The 16083-nt window shown below is 35.2% G+C and carries 14 protein-coding genes, 3 pseudogenes and 2 riboswitches; of the genes and pseudogenes, 10 read left to right on the plus strand and 7 right to left on the minus strand.

From position 1 onward, the window contains the following. Positions 1-6 precede the first annotated feature (6 nt). The gene (locus tag SB773_RS23165; RefSeq protein ID WP_060749767.1) at positions 7-453 is read right to left on the minus strand and encodes a hypothetical protein; all 447 of its coding nucleotides are present in this window, start codon (positions 451-453) and stop codon (positions 7-9) included. A gap of 277 nt (positions 454-730) precedes the next feature. Between SB773_RS23165 and SB773_RS23170 the strand changes: the two genes are divergently transcribed. Then, complete coding sequence (locus SB773_RS23170) at positions 731-1234, plus strand: hypothetical protein (RefSeq protein ID WP_410592410.1); 504 nt, start codon at positions 731-733, stop codon at positions 1232-1234. Between the two features lie 18 nt (positions 1235-1252). Here SB773_RS23170 and SB773_RS23175 read toward each other — a convergent pair whose 3' ends face one another. Beyond that, the gene (locus SB773_RS23175; RefSeq protein ID WP_410592412.1) at positions 1253-1405 is read right to left on the minus strand and encodes a DUF3951 domain-containing protein; all 153 of its coding nucleotides are present in this window, start codon (positions 1403-1405) and stop codon (positions 1253-1255) included. Positions 1406-1757: 352 nt separating this feature from the next. Beyond that, a riboswitch (SAM riboswitch) is annotated at positions 1758-1863 on the plus strand. A 137-nt stretch (positions 1864-2000) separates the two neighbouring features. Between SB773_RS23175 and SB773_RS23180 the strand changes: the two genes are divergently transcribed. Genes SB773_RS23180 through SB773_RS23200 form a run of 5 tightly spaced genes read left to right on the plus strand, consistent with a single transcriptional unit; the run spans position 2001 to position 7300 of the window. Then, positions 2001-2918, plus strand: coding sequence for an ABC transporter permease (locus tag SB773_RS23180; protein ID WP_002140132.1), 918 nt, complete (start codon positions 2001-2003; stop codon positions 2916-2918). 16 nt (positions 2919-2934) lie between these two features. After that, the gene (locus SB773_RS23185; protein ID WP_002139910.1) at positions 2935-3939 is read left to right on the plus strand and encodes an ABC transporter permease; all 1005 of its coding nucleotides are present in this window, start codon (positions 2935-2937) and stop codon (positions 3937-3939) included. Beyond that, on the plus strand, positions 3896-4906 hold the full coding sequence (locus SB773_RS23190) for an ABC transporter ATP-binding protein (RefSeq protein ID WP_002091444.1): 1011 nt from the start codon (positions 3896-3898) through the stop codon (positions 4904-4906). Before SB773_RS23185 ends, SB773_RS23190 begins: the two co-directional genes overlap by 44 nt. Then, a complete protein-coding gene (locus SB773_RS23195) occupies positions 4903-5676 on the plus strand; it encodes an ABC transporter ATP-binding protein (RefSeq protein WP_107888037.1) in 774 nt (257 codons plus the stop codon). The genes SB773_RS23190 and SB773_RS23195 overlap by 4 nt, the downstream gene beginning before the upstream one ends. A gap of 13 nt (positions 5677-5689) precedes the next feature. Beyond that, positions 5690-7300 (plus strand): peptide ABC transporter substrate-binding protein, encoded by a 1611-nt coding sequence (locus SB773_RS23200; protein WP_410592416.1) that lies wholly within the window; start codon positions 5690-5692, stop codon positions 7298-7300. Between the two features lie 24 nt (positions 7301-7324). Here SB773_RS23200 and SB773_RS23205 read toward each other — a convergent pair whose 3' ends face one another. Continuing rightward, positions 7325-7792, minus strand: a complete 468-nt coding sequence (locus SB773_RS23205; RefSeq protein WP_001221531.1) for a YusW family protein — start codon at positions 7790-7792, stop codon at positions 7325-7327. A 172-nt stretch (positions 7793-7964) separates the two neighbouring features. On the opposite strand from SB773_RS23205, the pseudogene SB773_RS23210 reads away from it, so the two are divergent. The 3 genes and pseudogenes from SB773_RS23210 (at position 7965) to SB773_RS23220 (ending at position 9332) form a co-directional block, all read left to right on the plus strand. Then, positions 7965-8863 (plus strand): annotated as a pseudogene (locus SB773_RS23210) (helix-turn-helix domain-containing protein). 18 nt (positions 8864-8881) lie between these two features. After that, on the plus strand, positions 8882-9073 hold the full coding sequence (locus SB773_RS23215; RefSeq protein ID WP_410592419.1) for a hypothetical protein: 192 nt from the start codon (positions 8882-8884) through the stop codon (positions 9071-9073). Beyond that, positions 9060-9332: pseudogene (locus SB773_RS23220) on the plus strand (hypothetical protein). The gene SB773_RS23215 and the pseudogene SB773_RS23220 overlap by 14 nt, the downstream one beginning before the upstream one ends. Positions 9333-9378: 46 nt before the next feature. Here SB773_RS23220 and SB773_RS23225 read toward each other — a convergent pair. The 4 genes and pseudogenes from SB773_RS23225 to proC form a co-directional block, all read right to left on the minus strand. Continuing rightward, positions 9379-11018 (minus strand): annotated as a pseudogene (locus SB773_RS23225) (peptide ABC transporter substrate-binding protein). A 495-nt stretch (positions 11019-11513) separates the two neighbouring features. After that, positions 11514-13154 carry a peptide ABC transporter substrate-binding protein gene (locus SB773_RS23230; RefSeq protein ID WP_410592421.1) on the minus strand — a complete coding sequence of 547 codons (1641 nt, stop codon included), beginning with the start codon at positions 13152-13154 and terminating at the stop codon, positions 11514-11516. Between the two features lie 135 nt (positions 13155-13289). Then, positions 13290-13394: riboswitch (SAM riboswitch) on the minus strand. Positions 13395-13548: 154 nt separating this feature from the next. Then, positions 13549-14382, minus strand: a complete 834-nt coding sequence (locus SB773_RS23235) for an aldo/keto reductase (RefSeq protein ID WP_410592423.1) — start codon at positions 14380-14382, stop codon at positions 13549-13551. Position 14383: 1 nt separating this feature from the next. Further along, complete coding sequence (gene proC, locus SB773_RS23240) at positions 14384-15187, minus strand: pyrroline-5-carboxylate reductase (protein WP_410592425.1); 804 nt, start codon at positions 15185-15187, stop codon at positions 14384-14386. A 196-nt stretch (positions 15188-15383) separates the two neighbouring features. Here proC and pnuC point away from each other — a divergent pair, with 196 nt between their 5' ends. Then, positions 15384-16034, plus strand: coding sequence for a nicotinamide riboside transporter PnuC (gene pnuC / locus SB773_RS23245; protein ID WP_002091429.1), 651 nt, complete (start codon positions 15384-15386; stop codon positions 16032-16034). The last annotated feature ends 49 nt before the right edge of the window (positions 16035-16083 follow it).

Below are 16083 nucleotides of genomic sequence, written 5' to 3' on the forward strand. Positions count from 1 at the left end.
TTTGAATCAGCTCTTTTTTTCATTTCTTTGAAATAACTCACACATATTATTCATAATTGCATCATATAAGACAGCAAGTTTATCCCACACCCAGCGATTACTATCGACTTCTTTTTCCCCGCAGTCGATAATATCGGTATGATCGGTAATTTTATACGCTTTTTTAACGATAATAGGAGCAATCTTCGGTATGCGTGGGATTTCTTTTAAGATATCTGCAAGGTTTCCGATGTAGACATGACCGATGATTTCGATTGTTAATGATTTATCCGATATATTTAGCACAGTATGAAATTGATTTGTATGTTGTTGTTTTAAATATTGGGCTAACTTGAATGGAGCGTTCTGCCTTTTTAATACACGGCGAAGCTCTTCTGTATTTTCAATGTGAAGTGACTTTTCACGAATAAGGACGCGAATGTCTTCTCCCATAAAAGTTATTGTATTGTACATATATAATTCTCCTTTGAAACTCTAAGCACACTTGTTTTATTTATATGTAAGTCTAGCACGGTATGTTCTATATGTGTTCTTACAGTTTTGTAAGGTAGAGTAGTGAAATAATGGAGAAGTTACTTGCATAAAGTGACGATACTGTGACAAAAATGTTGGTATACATATTAAGAAATCATCTTAAGTACAAAATTTAGGATGTTCTCGGTATAATAAAACAAGTGGAGATAGAAGAAACTATAATTAGAAGTAGCTGTAGATAAAAGGAGAATAAGAGATGAAGAAGGTTTTGGGTATTGCTGTAATGGGAGGTATGCTCCTTCTAGCGGGATGTAATGGAAATAAAGACACGAAAGAACCGAAAGAAAAGGTAGAACAATCTACTGAACAGACAGAAGAGATGAAAGTGTATCGCGAGGTACATGAAAAGTATGATGTGAAGATGAACAAAGAAATTAATAAAGCATTAGAGTTATGGGAAGTGGCAAAAGAAAAGGGCGGCAAGGAAATAACGAATGCTACATATAAAGAAAACGTACAAAAGGTAACGACGGGTATGTTAGAAGATATAGATAATATACGTAAAGAAATTCGTGTGCCGAAGTCGAAAGAACAAGAACATGAAATGTATGTTGGTTTCTTAAATGAAGCAGAACAAGCGATGAAAAAATTACAGAAGTTAGCTAAAGAAGAAGATTCATCGTTGATTCGTGATATAGAAATTAATTTTTCAACAGCATCCACATACTATAAGCGTTTTCAAACAGAGGCAAAAAAATAACCTTGCGTACGCGCAAGGTTATTTTTTCTTCTTACCATCGCCATCTTCATCTTCGGATACTAATACCTTCTGTTCTTCGTGAAATTCAGAAATTGTCTGTCCGGTAATATTATCGAATGGAGTATAAAAAGAAGTGATACGTTTCTTTTTAATAAAGAGATTATCCCGCATTAACGGGCAGTAAGACCCCCACCTCAAAGTTCAGTGAAAGCAAAGAAGTTAGGTAGGGGATCAACTGCCCGTAAAACCCCCACTGATTAAAGTTTCACTTTATAGAAGCCGATGATGACAAGTACAAGTATTACGATTGTTAATGGTAATCCTATAGTAGCAAGAAGTAAGGGGTCCATCTTATAACGCCTTTAATACAATTTCTTTTTATTATAAGCGAAAGATTGTAATTTCAATAACTAATATAACAGAAAACTGATTTTTCTAAATATATCCAATTTGATTGACTTTTCATTTTTTCAGAATTATAATTCAAAATATACAATTTGAACCAAATAATAATATAGCAATTTACTTATCCAGAGAGGTAGAGGGACTGGCCCTATGACACCTCAGCAGCGGGTTCTGTAACAGGAACACCGTGCTAATTCCAGCAAGCAAGTCTTGAAAGATAAGTGATGGGCCTTCGTTTATTAAGCCTTGATCTTATTTTTTAAGATCAAGGCTTTTTGTGTTTTAAGAAGTAGAGAAGGAGTAATGGCAACAAATATGTCAATAAAACAAAGTAAATTCATTTGTTTAGGGGGTTATTGAAGTGTATGTTATTAAAAAACTATCGGTTATGGTATTCACGCTATGGGTCATTACGACAGTAACATTTTTAATTATGCATATTATTCCAGGTGATCCGTTTTCATCAGATGCGAAAATCTTTCCTGAAGAAGTAATACAAAACATGAGAGCGAAGTATCACCTTGATGAACCGTTATGGAATCAGTATGTTGCTTATTTGGATGGGGTAGTTCATTTTGATTTTGGCGAATCTGTTCAATCGACAGGTCAAGGTGTATCGGAAATTATAACAACTGGTTTTGGACCATCGGCAATTATTGGTTTACAAGCACTTGTTATTTCATTGTTAGTCGGAATTGCCGCAGGTACATTTGCCGCGCTATATCATGGGAAAGTGATTGATTATAGTGTGAGCTTGCTTGCGATTCTCGGTATTTCTATTCCTAGTTTTATTTTAGCACCACTATTTATACAAGTATTCGCCATACAATTTGAATTACTACCAGTGGCGTCTTGGGGAACATTTGAGCATACTGTATTACCCTCCTTCGCATTAGCGTTAGGACCAATCGCAGTTATTACAAGATTTGTTCGCTCTAATATGATTGAAGTGTTGCAGAGTGATTATATTAAGCTAGCGAGAGCGAAAGGTATACCAATTAAGAAAATCATTATAAGACATGCTCTTCGAAATGCGATTGTTCCGGTACTTACATTTGTTGGCCCATTAATGGCTGGACTTTTAACAGGGACTTTCGTTATTGAAAAAATCTTTTCAATTCCTGGTTTAGGAAAATATTTTGTAGACAGTATTTTCAACCGAGATTATCCGGTGATTATGGGAACAACCATTTTCTATAGTGCGCTATTAATTGTATGTATTTTTATTACAGATATCATTCATCGTATTGTTGATCCGCGCATTCGTTCTATTACGTAAGGAGGGTGATGTTTAAATGGGGGCTTATGAAATTAATGACCAGTTATTAACGAATGAAGAGAAAAAAGAATTAACGATAAATAAAGATCAGCAAACGATTAGCCGGAAAAAGGAAGTGTTTCGCAAGTTTATATCAAACCCTATAGCAGTTTTAGGGGCAGTGACGTTATTACTAATTATTGTTTTCTCGCTTATTGGCGAAAGTTTAACGCCATTTACTGCGAGTGAACAAGTAAAAGAAGCAACTAATTTACCGCCTAGTAGTGAGCATTGGTTCGGAACAGACGATTTAGGGAGAGATATTTGGGCGCGTACTTGGGCTGGTGGGAAAATTTCATTAACAGTTGGATTGGTAGCAGCAGCTCTTGATATAGGGCTTGGTGTACTTATCGGTGGCTTTAGTGGATATGTGAGAGGACGTAATCGTCTTGGAACGTTAATTGATGAGTGGATTATAAGAGGGATTGAAGTGTTATACGGTATCCCATATTTACTGATTGTTATTTTACTATTAATCATTATGAAACCAGGACTTTTTACAATTATTATAGCTCTTGCGTTAACGGGATGGATTGGCATGGCACGTCTCATTCGGGCGCAAGTACTTTCATTGAAACAAAGAGAATTTGTTATTGCAGCAGAGCGATTAGGTACACCTCATATGAAAATTATATACGGACATTTAATTCCAAACTTAACAGGGATTATTATCGTAAATTTATCATTTACAATTCCAGCAGCTATTTTCTCAGAATCATTTTTAAGTTTTATCGGACTTGGAGTACAATCACCAGCAGCGAGCTGGGGCACGATGACAAACGATGCACTCGGGACGTTACTAAGCGGAGAGTGGTGGCAACTTTTCTTCCCGGCAATCATGATTGCACTCATTATGTTCGCATTTAATGCGATTGGTGATGGTTTGCAAGATGCGATTGATCCAAAAATCGTAAAACGTAATCGAAAGGAGAAAAAACATGGCACAAATCTTATCTTTAGAAAACGTAACGTTGGCCGTTGAAAAAGAGAATAGTAAGCAAGCAATTGTGAAGCATGTTTCCTTTTCTATTAACGAAGGTGAAATAGTTGCACTTGTCGGAGAAAGTGGTTCAGGGAAAAGTGTTACAGCACAATCAATTATCGGCTTAAATCAAGAATCGATTCATATTGATGATGGAAATATATCTTTCCAATCAAAGGAATTAACGGATTTACAAGAATCAGAATGGAATCAAATTCGCGGGAAAGATATTTCCTTTATCTTTCAAGACCCGCTTTCATCTTTAAATCCGACGATGAAGGTTGGAAGACAAATTACAGAAGTAATTGTGCAGCATGAAAAGAAATCGAAAAAAGAGGCAAAAGAAATTGCAATTAACTTACTAAATGATTTAGGGATACATGAAGCAGAGAAACGCTTTGAACAATACCCGTATCAGTTGAGCGGAGGTATGAGGCAGCGTATTTGTTTAGCAATTGCATTTGCTTGTCACCCGAAGCTCGTTATTGCAGATGAACCTACAACAGCATTAGATGTAACGATTCAAAAGCAAATTATGGAGTTGTTAAAAGAAAGAAAGGAAAAACAAAATACGAGTATTTTATTAATTACACATGATTTGGCACTTGTACGTGAAGTAGCTGACCGAGTAGTAGTTATGTACGGGGGACGTGTTGTTGAAAAAGGAACGATTCAAGAAGTAATTGGCTCACCTAAGCACCCTTACACAAAAAGTTTATTGCAAGCAATTCCGAATATGGATGATTCAGAAAAGGTACTTAGAGCAATTGAGGGAACAACACCTTCAATTGAAACGTTAAATAGTTTTGGATGCCCGTTTGTGAATCGTTGTCCTGTAGCGATAAAAGAATGTATTCATCGCTTCCCAGAGAGAACAACATATTCTGAGGAGCATAGTTCACATTGCTGGCAGCATATTCTGGAGCATAATAAAGCGAAATCAAAAGAGAGGGTGAATGCCTCATGACAACAGATTTAATTACTGTAAAGCAAGTAACGAAAACGTATGGAAGTAAAAATAAAGAAATCGCAGCGTTAAAAGGTATATCACTTTCTATCCCAAAAGGAACAACGCTTGGCATTATTGGAGAAAGTGGTTCTGGAAAGACAACACTTGGTAAGCTCATAGCTGGGATCGAGCGTCCAACGTCTGGTGAAATTGATTATAACAGTCAAGTTGTTCACAAGCTGAAGTCAGCTCATAAGCGGGATTTCTTGCAGAAAGTACAGTTCATTTTTCAAGATTCCACAGCTGCATTAAATCCGCGCTGGAAAGTACGCGATATTGTAACAGAAGGCTATATTTCATTCGGTTTAGGCGATAAAGGATTGAAAGATAAAGTCGCAGGTGATGCACTAGAGCGTGTTGGATTAGATAGACGATATATTGATCGCTATCCACACGAATTTAGCGGAGGACAACGTCAACGTATTGCCATTGCAAGAGCGCTATTATGTGAGCCAGAAGTATTAATCCTTGATGAACCAATTTCAGCATTAGATGTTTCACTGCAAATCCAAATTGTACATTTACTGCAAAAAATTCAAAAGGAACAAGGCTATACATATTTATTTATCGCACATGATTTACCGATGGTTCACTATTTATGTGAAAAAGTGGCTGTCTTATACAAAGGAGAACTTGTTGAATTTGGATATACGGACGAAGTATTCCGTAATCCACAACATTCTTATACAAAAACATTATTAGCATCAACACCAAAAATTTCAGGTTAAAGGAGAATGTAGGATGAAGAAGTTTTTACTGTTTGTCATTATGACTGTTTTAGCGATCACTTCTGTTGCTTGCGGTAAGAAAGAGACGCAAAAGGCGAGTGCTGGTAAGGGAGAAGGGGATCGATTAGTAACGAATATTAGCAGTGATCCGTATACGCTTGATTCTGCCATTGCGACAGATAGCACGTCAGGTTACATAATTGGACAGTTGTTTTCAAGTTTATATACGCAAGATAGTGATGGGAAATATCAAAATGAATTGGCAGAGAAAGAAGAAGTAAATGCGGATGGAACTGAATATACAATTCATTTAAAGAAAGATATTAAATGGTCAGATGGCTCTTCAATTACAGCAAATGATTTTGAGTTCGCATGGAAGCGATTATTAAACCCGAAAACAGGTTCTATGAATGCGACAGAAATGTATTTTATTAAAGGAGCAGAGGCATATAATACTGGAAAAGGTGAAGAAGGACAAGTTGGTATTCAAGTCGTTGATCCTCAAACATTAAAGGTAACACTTGAGCACCCAGTTGCTTCTATTAAACAAAAATTAGCAAGTTCATTATTTATTCCATTATCTAAAAAATCAATTGATGATAATAATAAATTAAAAGCAGATCCAAAAGAGTTAATTACGAACGGACCATTCACGTTAAAAGAATGGAAGCATAACCAAGCTATTACAGTACAAAAAAATAAAGAATACTATGATAAAAAGGTAACATTAAAAGAAATTGAGTTTCGTATTATTCCAGATTCTAAAACAGCGTACCAATTGTACAAGTCAAAAGAATTAGATTTGCTAAGTAGCTTACCACAAGAGATGATTGAAAAAGAAAAAGGAAACAAAGAATATAAGCGTGTTGCAGGATTCTCATCTTATATTTATTCGTTTAACGTAGAAAAAGAGCCGTTTACAAATGCAAAAGTACGTAAAGCATTTTCATTAGCGGTTGATCGTAAGTTTATCGTTGAAAAACTGTATAAAAATAATGCACAAGAAGCATATGCTTTTGTTCCAGAAGGGGCAAAAACACAAGGTGGTCGTGATTTCCGTAAAGAAAAAGGCGATTACGTAAAATTCGATTCAGCAGAAGCGAAAAAATTATTAGAAGAGGGCATGAAAGAGCAAGGTTGGTCTACATTACCTGAAGTAACATTAAAATTCACTACAGATACACAACATAAAAAAGTAGCAGAAGCAATGCAAGAAATGTTTAAGAAAAATCTTGGTGTAGATATTAAATTAGAAAATAAAGAGTGGAAGAGTTACATCGACACATATAAGCAAAGTGATTTCCAATTAGCTTATATGGGATGGGGCGGCTCTCTATTGGATCCGATTACTAAGCTAGATTTATATGCAGGTGATGGTCCAAACAACTATGCAAAATGGCATAATAAAGAATTTGATGCTTTAGTAAAAGAGGCAAAAGTTGAACAAAACGAAGATAAGCGTTTTGACTTATTGCATAAAGCAGAAGATATTATGTTTGATGATACACCATTAATCCCAATTATTTTCCCAAGCTCTTCATATTTACAAAAATCATCAGTATCTGGCGTCCAATTCATTATCGGTTCTAGTCCAGAACTAAGATACGTAAAAATTAAAAAATAAAGAAGTAGGCAACCGCCTACTTCTTTATTTTATTTCTCTTTTATATTCTTTTTTCGTTCCATCAGAGAAGACAACTTCTAAATCGAATTTTTGGTAGTCTTTATCAAGTTTGAATACATTTACTACTTGATCAATTACTTCTTGATCTGGTGTGTTTTTATCGAATTTTAATTCTTGTAGAAGAGGGCTTAATTTTGTAATAGCTTCGTCGCCTGTGAACTTTACATCTGTTTTATGATCTTCAATTTTTGCTTCCATTTTCTTATCCGCTGCTACATTTTTATAATCAGCTTCGTAGTCTTTCTTCGTATCTTGATAGTCTGCCTTTAAATCAAATTCATTAAAGTTTAGTTTTAAATCTGCAGGGGCCTCATTTTTTGCTTCTTCAGTCGTTTTCTTATTAGAAGTTGTATCTTCTTTTGCAGGAGCTTTACATCCTGTTAATGCAGGTACTAGCATAAGAGCTAATAAAATTGATAGTAAAATTCTCATTATAAATTCCTCCTTATGTAAATTTGTTCTATACAAGTTTTTCCCAATTTCATGTAATTATGTATGTGTTGAAAATAAATTATTTACTTATAGCTTTAAGAATTAATCCGCAATTTAAATCAAAAATGATTTGTATGTATATGGTAAATTGAAGTTGTAAGGAGGTACTGAAATGCATGAAGAATATAAAGAGATGATAAAAAAAGCAATCGAATATATAGAGAATCATTTACATGAAGAGCTTACAACAGAAAGAGTGGCATTTCACGGGGCAGTATCGATGTACCATTTTCATCGTATTTTTCAAAGTTATATTGGGATGAGTGTAACGGATTATGTTCGTAAGAGAAGATTAACTCATGCTGCACAGGCTTTAGTATCGACTGAAAGAGCAGTCATTGATATTGCAGTGCAATATGGTTTTTCCTCACAAGAGGCATTTACTAGAGCTTTTAAAAGAATGTTTCAATTACCACCAAAAAATATCGGAAGTATTTCCAGTCATTTTATATAGAAAGAGAGGGCGTTTCAATGGAAAAAGGTATACCGAAAGGATGGGTATTAAGTGGAAGTCATCCTCCTGAATATGAGATGGGTTTAGATTACGAAGTTGTTCATCAAGGAAAGGTATCTGCATATATAAAAGCAAAAGAGAACGTTACACACGGAGGGTTTTCAACACTAATGCAAATGTTCCGAGCAGATAAATATGTAGGTAAGAGATTACGTTTAACAGCATTTATTAAGAGTGAGAATGTAAGAGACTGGGCGGGATTATGGATGCGAGTAGATGGAAAAGATACAGAGCCACTTGCTATGGATAACATGCAAAATCGTCCAATCAAAAATACAAATAACTGGCAATCGTACTCGGTTGTATTAGATATAAAAGAAGAGGCTCTTGGTATTGCATTTGGTGTTTTATTATCAGGAGAGGGCTGTGTATGGCTAGATAGTATTCGATTTGATGAAGTGGATGGAAAAATTCCTTCAACAGATTTGGCAGAAAATTTTTATGAAACACTCTTAGAAGAACCGATGAATTTGCAATTTGAAGAAGTAGAAAAATAAAAGATAAGGAGAAAATATATGCTCAAATATGTAAAACTAATAAGTATTAGTCTATTAGTATCGTTGTGTATTATGGGAATCAACTATTTAATTAGTTATCTTTGGTCAGGACATATACCCTTGTTGACGTGGAAAACATATTTGATATTTATGTTTATATTTATTATGAGTTTTGGTTCAATACAAAAAGAGAGCTATGAAGAGCGTTGATAATCGTCCTTTTAGTCTTCTTAGTATTAATACATATGTATTTATCACTGCATTGGAAAAACAGGTTTGCCGTTCGGGATTATTTCCCGCAACATAAGCAGCAAACGGTTATTATACAATAATATTCAGGGAAGTTGATTTAGAGAAAAATATTATTTCATTATTACTTATTATACTAGTTACACAATTGGTAGCGGGAATCACTCTAGTTATAAAAGGGATAGTAAAGAGGAAAAGTTCTGTAGTTAAAGAAGTATAAAGTAAAAAAGGTATCCTTCGTGGGATACCTTTTTTACTAGTGTTTATTATTTTGCAACTTCTGTCCACTTGTAGTTAAATTCACCGCCGAAGTCAGTTGTTACAAGTCCTTTAATAAATCCGCGTTGTAGGTAAGAACGACCTTGTTGGTATAAAGGAGCAACAGCACCATCTTGTAATAAGATTTTTTCAGCTTGCTTCATTGCCTCCCAGCGACCTTTTTCATCACCAGCTAAATCAGTTTTTACTTTACGAATAAGCTCGTCGTACTCTTTGTTAGAGTATTTATCGAAGTTATAAGCACTATCTGTTGTGAATAGATCTAAGAATGTAATAGGGTCTGCGAAGTCAGGGCCCCAGCCATCGATTCCGATTTCGTAATCACCACTTAATAGTAGTTTTAACTGCTGTTTACGTGGTTGAGGTTTTAAAGTCACTGTTAATCCATCTAGATTCTTTTCTAGTTCACCTTTTAAATATTCGCCAGTTTTCTTAGCTAAAGCATTATCGCTTGTTAATAGTTCAATTGTTACTTTGTCAGTACCAAGTTCTTGTTTTGCTTTTTTCCAGTTTTCTTTTGCAGATTTCACATCATCTTTGACTAGATTTCCATTCTCTTTACGGAAGTCATTACCGTCTGGACTTTTTGCGAATTTCGCAGGAACCATTCCTTCTGCTGGGATTGCACCGTTATTTAAAATTGTTTCTACGTACGCTTTTTTATTCATTGCTTCGTTAATAGCGAGGCGTGCATGTTGATTTTTTAATACTGCATTTTTCTGATTTAGTCGTAAGAATTGGATACCGACTTCAGCGCGTTCCTTGAAGTTGGAATCGTTCTTATACTTATCAACAAACTCCGCAGTTAAAGCAACACGATCAATTTGTCCTGAATCATATAAGTTAACTTCTGTAGATTTATCTTTAACGACATTGAAGTTGATTTCTTCTAGTTTTACAGTTTTAGCATCCCAATAGTTAGGGTTCTTCTTCAATTGGAAGCTTTGTTCATGTTTCCAGTTATCTAATGTGAAAGCCCCGTTGTAAATTAAGTGATTCGTTTCTAAACCGTATTTATCACCTTGAGATTTTAAATACTCTTCATTGATTGGTAAGAATGTTGCAAATGTCGTTAAGCTTAAGAAGTAGGGAACAGGGCGATCTAGTTGTACTTCTAAAGTTTTGTCATCAAGAGCTTTGATGCCTAATTGATCAACTGGTAATTGTTTTTGGTTTATTTGTTTTGCATTCTGTATATCGAAGAATAAGAATGCATATTCAGCTGCTGTTTCAGGGTTTACGGCACGTTGCCAAGCAAAGACAAAGTCTTTTGCTGTAACAGGAGTACCGTTTGACCATTTTGAATCACGAAGATGGAAAGTATACTTTGTTTTATCCGGACTAATGTCAACCGATTCAGCAACACCAGGGATCGGTTTATTATCTTCTCCTATTGCATATAAACCTTCAAAAACATTTCGCATTACGTTCATGGATTCCCCGTCCGTTGCTTTTGCAACATCCATTGTTGGAATTTCTGAAGCAAATGATAAGTTAATCGCTTGTTTATCAGGTGCTTTATCGTTCGCTTTTGCTCCGCCTGCATTATCTTTATTTCCCCCACAAGCAGTTAGTAGTAGACTTGCCCCTAAAACAGATGCAACACAGGTACAACTTTTTTCTTCATTGTTCTTTCCTCCCTAAATGTGTTGTTCGTAACGTCATAATGTCCATGTCTTGAAGTTTAGCTGTAGAAGGAGAGAAAACTTATTATAAATATGTGTATATAGGTAATCAGGTGTTCTATATGTATATACATGTTGAACTATAATCTATCGTTATATGTTTCAACTTAGTAGACATTACATTTTGATGGTAAAATATTTTGTTTCTTTGATTATTTAGAATATTAACACTGGAAAGAACTATATGTCAATAATAAAAAGTAGAGTGTTAATTTTTTGGAATAATATATTGAAAAAGCAGATTTCCTCATATTAGGGAATCTGCTTTTAATATATTTTGCTAAAAAAACAATGGGTGTGGGTGGGAACACAATGATCTAAGTTGCATTTTATCCCGCATTAACGGGCAGTAAGGTCCTCACCTCAAAATTCAGTGAAAGCAAAGAAGTTAGGGGGGATCAACTGCCCTTAAAAGCCCCACTGATTAAAGTTTCACTTTATTTTTCAATTTTTGCCCACTTGAAGTTTAATTGACCAGCAAAGTCTACTTGCACAATGCCTTTTACAAAGGATCGCTCTAAATAAGATTCTCCTTTTTGGTAAAGAGGAGCGATAACAGAGTCCTTAAATAATATTTTTTCTGATGCTAGTAACGCTTCCCAGCGAGCTTTTTCATCACCAGCCAAGGTAGTTTTAACTTTTTCAATTGTGTCATCAAACTCTTTATTCGAGTAATGATCTAAATTGTAAGGGTTATTCGTCGTAAATAGTTCAAGGAATGTAATTGGATCAGCAAAGTCAGGGCTCCAACCGTCAATTCCAATCTCGTAGTCACCTTTTAATAAGAGTGAAACTTGTTGTTTACGTGGTTGCGGTTTTATATTTACCGTTAAGCCATCTAAATTCTTTTCTAGTTGTCCTTTTAGGAACTCACCAGTTTTCTTCTCAAGGTCACCATCACTTGTTAATAATTCTAATGTTATCTTTTCAGAACCAAGTTCTTTTTTTGCTTTCTTCCATAATTCTTGTGCAGATGTTGTATCAACTTTTGTTAAATCGCCGTTTGCAGTACGGAAGTCTTTTCCATCAGGCCCTTTTGCGAAGTTTTTCGGCACGAGACTAAAGGTTGGTGTAGAGCCATCATTTAATAACGTATTTACAAAAGATTTTCGATCAATTGTTTGATCGATTGCTTGGCGTACAGAAACGTTTTGTAGCACTTTGTTTTGCTGATTCATACGTAAAAACTGTACCCCTACGTTCGGACGTTCTTTAAAGTTAGCATCCTTTTTATATTTATCAACGAAGTCAGATGTTAGTTTTATACGGTCTAATTGTTTGGATTCGAATAAATTTACTTCTGTTGATTTCTCTTTCACAACGTTGAAATTGATTTCTTCGAGTTTGACATTATCTTTATCCCAATAGGTAGGGTTTTTCTTAAATTTAAAGCTTTGTTCATGCTTCCAATCGCTTAGTGTAAAAGCTCCGTTGTACAAGATTTTGTTATCTTCTAAAGCGTACTTATCACCTTGTGCTTTAAAGAATTCCTCGTTGATTGGTAGAAATGTTGGGAACGCCGTTAAGCTAATAAAATACGGAACAGGGCGCTCTAATTCTACTTCAAACGTATGGTCATCAACTGCTTTTATACCAAGTTGATCGGATGGGAGTTCTTTGCTATTAATTTTTTTAGCGTTTTTAATATCCAGGAATAAAAAAGCATATTCAGAAGCTGTTGCTGGATCGACAGCTCTTTGCCAAGCGAAGACAAAATCTTTCGCTGTTACAGGTGTGCCGTTCGACCATTTTGAATCTCGTAAATGGAATGTGTATTTCGTTTTATCAGCACTTACTTCATGAGATTTCGCAACGCCAGGAACAGGTTTATTACCTTCACCAAGATTGTATAAACCTTCAAATACGTTTCTCATTACTTGACCAGAATCAGTATCTGTAGCACGAGCCGTATCCATTGTTCGAATCTCAGTAGGTGAAGATAAGTTTAAAACTTGCTTACTAGGTGCCTCATCTTTTGCATTTGCTCCGCTCGCTTCGTTTTTATAACTACCGCAACCAGATAATAAAATACTTACTCCTACAACTGATGCAATACCGGGTACAAACTTCTTTTTCATTTGATTTTCCTCCTAAATAGTTAATAAGATTGGATGATGATGAGGGAAATGAAAAACAAAAAATCCCTCTTTTCGTATTGAGAAAGAGGGATTTTTACGTACAAGTTATGCACCCGTATATAAACGAAGTCCCTCATTCTATCTTTCAAGCACAAAGCTTGCAGGAAGTGGCACAGTATTCAAAATGAACCTGCTGCCGAGGTTTCAAAGGGCCAGTCCCTCCACCTCTCTTGATACAATGAGTAAACAAATAAATTTTATTAATTTTTGTGTTTCTTTGATAATTCGAAATCTTACACCTTAGATAATAAAGTGTCAATCAAATGGAATATAGTTTAAATTTTCAGTTTTATTAAAAATAAAAAAACCACTGCATATGGCAGTGGTTTTCCTACTAGAAGTTAAAGTTATCTGGATCTGGACCAACGCGATGATTTTCATTTAAAGCTTGAATTGCTTTCATATCATCCGAGCTTAATTCAAAGTCAAAGATGTTTGCATTTTCAATAATGCGGTGTTCTTTAATAGACTTAGGGATTGTTACAATTTCATTTTGTAGATCCCAACGTAAAATAACTTGTGCAGTCGATTTATTATATTTCGTAGCGATTTCTTGTAATGTTGGGTGATTAAGTAGCTGCCCCTGCATTAATGGTGACCAAGCTTCAAGCTGGGTGTTATGTTCTTTACAGAAGGCATGTAATTCTTCTTGTGCTAAACGTGGGTGGTATTCCACTTGGTTAACCATTGGTTTAATTTCTGCAATTTCAAATACATCTTGCAAATGGTGAATATGGAAATTACTCACACCGATAGCACGAACACGACCATCTTTATAAAGCTGCTCTAAAGCTTTCCATGATTCAGTGTATTTTCCTTTTACAGGCCAATGTACTAAATATAGATCTAAATATTCTAGACCTAATTTTTCTAATGTAGTTTCAAATGCTTGTAGTGTTGACTCGTAACCTTGATCACTATTCCACACTTTTGAAGTGATGAATAACTCTTCACGAGGAATACCAGATTCTTGAATTGCCTGTCCAACGCCTTCTTCGTTTTTATATATCGCAGCAGTATCGATACTACGGTATCCATTTTTTATAGCTGCTTTTACAGAATCAATTACTTCTGTACCATCTTCAACTTTAAAAACACCCAAGCCGAACCAAGGCATTTTCACGCCGTTATGTAATGTTGTATAGTCGTTTAAACTTGTTAAAGTCATATTAATTCCCCCTAGCTTTTTTATTGGTCGCTTCAACTGCTTGTTGAATGACTTCTGAAAAATTATTTTCATATAGAACTTTTAAGCCTTCAGCCGTTGAACCTCCTGGTGTTGTTACTTGTTCGCGGAGCATAGCTGGATCCTGATTTTGCTGGAGCATAGCGGCAGAGCCAGCAATCATTTGAATAACAAGGTGTTTTGCTGTTTCCTCATCAATACCATAGCTTTTCGTTGCTGCAATTAAACCTTCAGCAAAGTGATAGAGAAAAGCAGGTGCACTACCAGTAACTGCGGTAAGTTGGTGAACTTCCTCTTCGGTACAAGGTTGCGAGGTACCGATGCCTTTTAAAAGAAGTTGTAACGTTTCTTGATGTGTTTCATCTACAGAATGTCCCGTCGTATATAAGGAGATAGACTTTCCAATTCCAGCAGCTGTATTTGGCATAATCCAAGCAACAGGTGTCCCTTGGGGAAGTCTTTCTTCTAGATAAGATGGTCCGATTCCGGCAGCAACTGTCACGACAAATTGATTAGTTAGAAGAGGGGATAGATCCGCTAATAGCTGTTCATGTGCGACAGGCGGCATTGCTAAAACGATTGTATCTACAGATTTAATATGCTGTTTCCAATCTGTTGTAATCGATAGATCATATTGAGTTTGTAATTGCGTTAGTTTTTCTATGTTACTTCGGTTGGAAACAATAATTTCTTCGATGTATTCTTTACTTGTTGTAAGTAGTCCAGCAAATATAGCTTCTGCCATACGACCGGCACCAATAAATAAAATTCGATGTTTATTAGGCATATCCTTTATTCCTTTCTGATGAGAATATGTTATAAAAAACGATACCATTTTTAAGAGAATTTTGTAAAAAGAAACGGCTTATCGTAAGTGGAATAGATGAGTGGGGAGTTTTACAGGAGAAAATTTATAGTAAGTATAAGAGTTATTTCTTATACTGTTGATAGGGAGTTTATTACATATCTGGGGAGAGATAAATATGGTTAGAAGTCCACTTTTTTTACTCATTTCTAGTATTATTTGCATATTAGTTGGGTTCTATATCCGATCAAGTTATATTGAAATTTTCGCATCGGTTATGGGGATTATTAATGTTTGGTTACTTGCAAGGGAAAAGGTATCAAACTTTTTATTTGGGATGATTACAGTTGCGGTATTTCTGTATATTTTCACTACACAAGGCTTATACGCAATGGCAGTATTAGCAGCCTTCCAATTTATATTTAATGTGTACGGTTGGTATTACTGGATTGCGCGTAGTGGGGAGGAGAAGGTAAAACCGACAGTTCGCTTAGATTTGAAAGGATGGATTATTTATATACTTTTTATTTTAGTTGCTTGGATTGGTTGGGGATATTATCAAGTCCGTTATTTAGAATCGACAAGTCCATATTTAGATGCTTTAAACGCTGTATTAGGATTAGTAGCTCAATTTATGCTGAGCCGAAAAATCTTAGAAAATTGGCATTTATGGATTTTGTATAACATAGTTAGCATTGTGATTTATATTTCAACGGGCTTATACGTCATGTTAGTATTAGCTATTATTAATCTATTTTTATGTATCGATGGCTTGCTAGAATGGAAGAAAAACCATAAAGAGCGAGAACGTGTAAATAATTATATTTAGAAAATAATTGTAATCAAAAAACCCCCTGAAGCATATACGTTTCAGGGGG

Source organism: Bacillus sp. SIMBA_074 (genome assembly GCF_046534555.1).
Lineage (GTDB): Bacteria > Bacillota > Bacilli > Bacillales > Bacillaceae_G > Bacillus_A > Bacillus_A mycoides.